This is a genomic window from Eubacterium multiforme, from assembly GCF_030813415.1.
Lineage (GTDB): Bacteria > Bacillota > Clostridia > Clostridiales > Clostridiaceae > Clostridium > Clostridium multiforme.
Map to the genome: position 1 here is coordinate 1 of NZ_JAUSUF010000028.1, position 5,854 is coordinate 5,854.

Here is a 5,854-nt window from a genome sequence, read left to right on the forward strand (position 1 = left end):
CACTCCTTCCCATTCCGAACAGGAAAGTTAAGCTCTATAGCGCCGATGGTACTGCATGGGAGACCGTGTGGGAGAGTAGGACGTTGCCAGGTAAGATATGTGCCATTAGCTCAGTTGGTAGAGCACCTGACTCTTAATCAGGGTGTCCAGGGTTCGAATCCCTGATGGCGCACCATATTTAAAGATCTAGAATTTTCTAGATCTTTTTTGTTATATAAAAAATTTTACTGGACAATATTAAATTATTGGAATAAATTAAAAATAAGGATAAATTTTAAAAGAAACGAGGGAAAAGTATGGGAAGAAAAAATACCAAGGTAGCTATAGTTGGAACAGGATTAGTTGGATCAAGTACTGCATTTAGTTTAGTAACTCAGGGAGTATGTGATGAAGTTCTAATGATAGATATTAATAAAGAAAGAGCTTTAGGGGAAGCAATGGATTTAAACCATTCAATAGAGTATTTAAATAGGAATACTAAAGTTAGGGTTTCATCTTATGATGAATGTGAGGATGTAGATATTGTTGTTATTACAGCAGGTGCACCACCTAAAGCAGGACAAACAAGATTAGATACTTTAGATTTAAGTGCAAAGATAGTTGAGTCAATAGTTACTCCAATTATGGCATCAGGATTTAAAGGACACTTTTTGATAGTATCAAATCCAGCAGATGTAATAGCATATCATGTATATAGATTATCAGGGCTTCCAAAAAGCCATGTATTAAGTACTGGGACATCAATTGATACTGCAAGACTAAAAAACTTCATAGGAGAGATTTTAGAGGTAGATCCTAGATCTGTACAAGGATATTCAATGGGCGAACATGGAGATTCACAAATGGTTCCATGGTCTCATGTAAGAGTAGGCGGAAAATCTTTTGAGAAGATACTAGAAAGTAACAAAGATAAATTTTCAGATGTAAATCTTGATAAATTAGTTGAAGATACTGCAAGAGCAGGATGGGAAGTATATAAGAGAAAAGGAACTACTTATTATGCAATAGCAACAGCAACAGTTTCAATTATAAAGGCAATTTTAAATGATGAAAATAGAATAATTCCTGTTTCAACTCTTTTAGAGGGAGAATATGGTATGAATGATGTGTTTGCAGGAGTACCAGCAATACTAAATTCAGATGGAGTAAAGGAAATAATTGAAATTGATATGACTAATGATGAGAAAGAAAAGTTTAAAAATTCAATTGATATTATTAAAGAATATATAAAAAAATTAGGATATTAGAAAAAATATTTAATAAAAAAAGTAGCCTTATGCCTTGATATAACTTGTGTTAGGGTATATGGCTATTTTTTATTATAAAAAATTTAATGAAAGTTGTTGACAAATGTTTGTTAGGTCTATATAATAAGTAATTGTTGAGCCGCTAATTGAGGCGAAACGGCAAAGCAAATCTGGTGATGATGGCATAGAGGAAACACTCCTTCCCATTCCGAACAGGAAAGTTAAGCTCTACAGCGCCGATGGTACTGCATGGGAGACCGTGTGGGAGAGTAGGACGTTGCCAGGTAATTTGGTTCACTAGCTCAGTCGGTAGAGCACATGACTTTTAATCATGGTGTCCCGGGTTCGATTCCCGGGTGAGCCACCAAGAATTACTTAATGTAATTCTCTAATAGGAACTTGCTTAGCATTATATATTCAAAAAGATTATGTAAGCATAATCTTTTTTTTATTTTTAGGAAATATTAAAGCTGCATCAAAATTTGATGCAGCTTTTTTATATTTGTTTTTTGTTTTTAAATAAAAGAGATTTTATATCATAAAAGGCAAAGGATAAGAATTTCTTCAAACTATTAATATCATCCTTTAAAGTTGTATCATCTTCATTAGAAAAGAAATTATTATTATATAAACATATAATTAAAAATAAAATTCCTAAGTTAATATATATATCTTTAAAATCAGCTACAAAAAGAGTACTTATTCCAATAAAGTCTAAGCTTCCTCCATAAAAGACCTTATCTATTAAAGAGCACAAAGCACCTGAACTAATAAATATTAAAGATAAGTCAGCAAATATATCTTTATTTCCTTTGCTCTTATAATATCTATACAATTCTACAAATAATATTAAGGCTACAATATTAAGGATTATTAAAACTGAGAAACTAACAGATGTACCAAATCTAGCATTTAGCCATGAACCATTAGTATTTATTAATGGATTAAAAGATAAAAAACCGTCAATGATATTTACATAAGAATTAAAGAAAAACAGTTTAATAATAATCTTTATACCTTGGTCAAGTAACATAAGAATTAAAAACATGGTCCACATAGACTTTGTAGATAATCCATCAGGTTTTTTTGAAGCAAATTTATAAAAAAAATATCCAACTACTGCAAACAATATAATTAAAAATATGTTTCCTACAATAGTGGTTAAATTAGTTATCCTTCCAGTAAAGAATTCAAATAGTATATAGATAAACCACATTAATGGTAGTGTACCTATTGCTAATATTTTTTTAGTATTCATTTGAGCCTCCTTGCAAAGTTTTTGTAAATAATAACCTATAAAATTAAGTTTATCACATAATATTCAAATTCACTATTGAGAAAAAGAAAAAAATTATGTAATAATATAGATATAGAGAGAATTTTGAAAACTATAAGTTTATGAGAGGAGTTGGTGCTTTAAAATGCTAACAATATTTGCTGTATCAGATTCCATTGGAGAAACTGCAAATCAGGTAGCGCGTGCAGCTGCCAGTCAATTTTCAAAAGATGTTGTTGTAGAGAGAATTCCATATGTAAAAAGTCTTGAGGATATAGAAGATGTAATTAAAAGAGTTAAAGAATGTGATGGAGAAGCAATTGTTGTATCTACAATAATAACTGTTCAAGTAAGAGAAGGATTAACACAAAAAGGTCTTGAAAACAATATATCAGTAATTAATATTTTAGGTCCAATATTAAATGTTGCATCCTGTAAATTAGATAGACTTCCAGATAATAATCCTGGAGCTATGTGGGAAACAGATGAAAATTACTTTAAGAGAATTGAAGCTATGGAGTTTGCTATGCAATATGATGATAGTAAGGATTATAGAGGATTAAAAAATGCTGATGTAGTTTTAATAGGACTTTCAAGAACTTCAAAAACGCCTCTATGTATGTATCTAGCTAATAAGGGAATAAAGGCTATAAATATTCCTTTAGTGCCAGAGGTTGGAGTTCCAAAAGAATTATATGAAATAGATAAGAAGAAAATTTTTGGATTAGTAATAGATCCATTTCAGTTAATTGAAATAAGAAAAAGAAGATTAGATAAGTTTCATAGAATATCATCAGATATAGAATATGCAGGAGATGCTAGGATATTAGAAGAGTTTGATTATGCAGATAAAATAATAAGAAGGATTGGTTGCAAAACAATAGACATTACAAAGAGAGCTATAGAAGATACAGCCCTTATTATTTTAGATGAACTAAAGGTGAAAAGATAAAATTATATATTTTAAGACTTCAGGGTTTTTCTTAATATAAAAGAAAAGCCCTTTTATTTTAACTAATGATAAGAAAGTGTATAAAATAATAGTATAAACTATTAGGGGAAGAGGTGGCATAAAAATGAAAATAGGATTAGTTTTAGCTGGAGGAGGGGCGAGAGGAGCATATCAAATAGGTGTATGGAAAGCTCTTAGAAAGTTAAATATAGATAAATATATAAAAGCTATAGCAGGAACATCAATTGGAGGATTAAATGCTGTATTTTTTAGCCAAGGAAATTTAGAGCTTGCAGAAGATGTATGGCTAAATATAAGTGTTGAAAAAATATTTCCAACAGATCATAAGGATTTACTAACAAAAAGCTTACTTTTAGCAATTGGTTCTAAAAACTTAAATTTCATAAAAAAATATATGCCAAAGGCTATAAATGGAGGAGATATTGCAAGGGATGGACTTATAGATATTATAGATAATTACTTAGATTTTGATAAAATTAGGAATAATGATAAGGTATGTTATGCAGCCTGTAGTGAAATTCCAAAACTTGAACCTAAGTATTTTAAAATAAATAATTATAGTAAAGAAGATATAAAGAAGATACTTTTAGCCACTTCTGCATTACCTATGATATATGAGAGTGAAAATATAGAAGGAAAAAGTTATCTAGATGGAGGAATGACTGATAATGTACCAATACAGCCTGTATATGGAGAAGACTGTGATATTATAATAGTAGTTCCATTAGAACTTAATTTTAAAGTTAATAGAGCTTTATATCCAAATTCAAAAATAATAGAAATAAGTCCAAGTGAAATGGAAGAGGGTTTTATAGATGGTGCATTAGATTTTACTAAGGATAATTCTATAAAAAGAATTAAGTTAGGTTATGAAGATACAATAAATCAACTTACACCTATAATGGATATAGCATTAATGATTGAGGAAAATAATAAAAAGAAGGAAATTGAAAACAAGAAAAAGAAAATGTTTTTTAGTATTATAAAAGAAAAATTATTTGGTGAAAAAAATAAAGAAAAGGATGATAGACAGGCGTAAGAAGCTAGCATTTAATTGTTAGCTTCTTTAATATGGAGTAATTATTCGTATTTTAGGATATATGGATGGATACACATAGGATAATGGGTAGTTTAATTTATCATAGGAATGGCAACAATAAAGATATGTTCCTTCTAAATTGTAAGTTATTATTCCAGAATGAGACCACATTTTTGTTGTCGGATTAAAAAATTGAATTACAGAGCCTATAGGATTATCAGTTAAGGTATAAGATTCATAGGCTAGTTTATTGTATATTAAATAATTACGAAGTTCTATTACTCTTAACCAAGGATTTGTATAAGGCTTCCAAGTTGGTGTGGTTTTAATACCACCATAATTAAGAACTTGAGAGACAAAGTTTGTACAATCTCCTCCATTTTCATCAAAACTTGTATATTCATTATTATAATTTAAGGCATGTTTTTCAGCATAATATACAGCTTTAGTTGTATTATAATTTAAAGTTTTTGTAATAGTAGAAGCCTCCTTAGGACTCCGCTTCATTATATCAATAGTATTAAAATTTAATAATAGAGATTCATAATTTATAATTTGTTTTTCTATTAGTTCGTTATAAATATAAATAAAATTATTTTTATCATTAATTACATCCTGTAAACATTCAATAGGTGAAAAATATTCTATATACCAGTTGTTAGATTGTTTTTTTAGTAAAGCAATATATATGGAAGTGCTAATAGAATTAAAACTATTAGTTTTATTAATTAACAAAGAGCTTATAGAAAATTGAACTAATGAAAAATCTTTTTTTATAAAGTTTATATAATCATAATTAATTTTATAGTAGGAACTTAAAAGTGGAAGTATAATTTTTTTGTTATATAAATTAAAATATTTTATTTTTAAGTCAATAAGGTAGCTTAAGTTTCCATTGGATATATAGTCTTTAAAATTTGAAGATGAAAATAGATTTTTAATAAATAACTTAATTGTATTTTTTATTGAATTTTTACTGCTAATTAGAATATTATTCATAGATTAACTCCATTAATATTAGTATTAATCAATTATTATTATATGAGATAAAAGAATCTTTGATATTATTTTGAAAAAATATTGACAATATTATTTTATCGTGATAATATATTTTTTGTCGCAGATGAAGTGCATCTTTGAAATATAAATTTTAATTTTCTTTAAGAAAATTAAAAAGATAAAAAAAGATGTTGACATAATTCTTCATAAGTGATAAGATAAACGAGTCGCTTGAGGGCGACGAGATAAAATGGTCTTTGAAAATTGAACAGAATATATAGAATACATTTAGAACCAGCAATTCTTTTTATTAAAGTAAG

At 28.1% G+C, this 5,854-nt stretch carries 5 protein-coding genes, 2 tRNA genes and 2 rRNA genes; 7 read left to right on the forward strand and 2 right to left on the reverse strand.

The genetic code is table 11. From position 1 onward, the window contains the following. From rrf (J2S18_RS16285) to J2S18_RS16305, 5 genes are all read left to right on the forward strand, one after another. Positions 1–92: ribosomal RNA gene (gene rrf, locus J2S18_RS16285) — 5S ribosomal RNA — on the forward strand; the annotation flags it as partial. A gap of 7 nt (positions 93–99) precedes the next feature. Further along, positions 100–175: transfer RNA gene (locus J2S18_RS16290), tRNA-Lys, on the forward strand. A gap of 121 nt (positions 176–296) precedes the next feature. After that, positions 297–1,247, forward strand: coding sequence for an L-lactate dehydrogenase (locus tag J2S18_RS16295; RefSeq protein WP_307488418.1), 951 nt, complete (start codon positions 297–299; stop codon positions 1,245–1,247). A gap of 169 nt (positions 1,248–1,416) precedes the next feature. Further along, positions 1,417–1,533, forward strand: a 5S ribosomal RNA gene (gene rrf, locus J2S18_RS16300). A gap of 5 nt (positions 1,534–1,538) precedes the next feature. Next, positions 1,539–1,614 (forward strand) — tRNA-Lys (locus J2S18_RS16305). A 129-nt stretch (positions 1,615–1,743) separates the two neighbouring features. Here the strand turns inward: J2S18_RS16305 and J2S18_RS16310 are convergent. Next, positions 1,744–2,505, reverse strand: a complete 762-nt coding sequence (locus J2S18_RS16310; protein ID WP_307488419.1) for a signal peptidase II — start codon at positions 2,503–2,505, stop codon at positions 1,744–1,746. A 163-nt stretch (positions 2,506–2,668) separates the two neighbouring features. On the opposite strand from J2S18_RS16310, the gene J2S18_RS16315 reads away from it, so the two are divergent. After that, on the forward strand, positions 2,669–3,475 hold the full coding sequence (locus J2S18_RS16315) for a pyruvate, water dikinase regulatory protein (protein ID WP_307488421.1): 807 nt from the start codon (positions 2,669–2,671) through the stop codon (positions 3,473–3,475). A gap of 124 nt (positions 3,476–3,599) precedes the next feature. Then, entirely contained in the window at positions 3,600–4,535 is a 936-nt protein-coding gene (locus J2S18_RS16320; RefSeq protein WP_307488423.1) for a patatin-like phospholipase family protein, read from the forward strand. A gap of 27 nt (positions 4,536–4,562) precedes the next feature. Here the strand turns inward: J2S18_RS16320 and J2S18_RS16325 are convergent, their stop codons facing one another. Next, positions 4,563–5,534 carry an amidase domain-containing protein gene (locus J2S18_RS16325; protein ID WP_307488426.1) on the reverse strand — a complete coding sequence of 324 codons (972 nt, stop codon included), beginning with the start codon at positions 5,532–5,534 and terminating at the stop codon, positions 4,563–4,565. Positions 5,535–5,854: the final 320 nt, after the last annotated feature.

What these genes read in the sequence shown, in the direction of transcription:
- J2S18_RS16295 (WP_307488418.1), top strand. Translation starts at nt 297, where the DNA reads ATGGGAAGAAAAAATACCAAGGTAGCTATAGTTGGAACAGGATTAGTT.
- J2S18_RS16310 (WP_307488419.1), bottom strand. Translation starts at nt 2,505, where the DNA reads ATGAATACTAAAAAAATATTAGCAATAGGTACACTACCATTAATGTGG.
- J2S18_RS16315 (WP_307488421.1), top strand. Translation starts at nt 2,669, where the DNA reads ATGCTAACAATATTTGCTGTATCAGATTCCATTGGAGAAACTGCAAAT.
- J2S18_RS16320 (WP_307488423.1), top strand. Translation starts at nt 3,600, where the DNA reads ATGAAAATAGGATTAGTTTTAGCTGGAGGAGGGGCGAGAGGAGCATAT.
- J2S18_RS16325 (WP_307488426.1), bottom strand. Translation starts at nt 5,534, where the DNA reads ATGAATAATATTCTAATTAGCAGTAAAAATTCAATAAAAAATACAATT.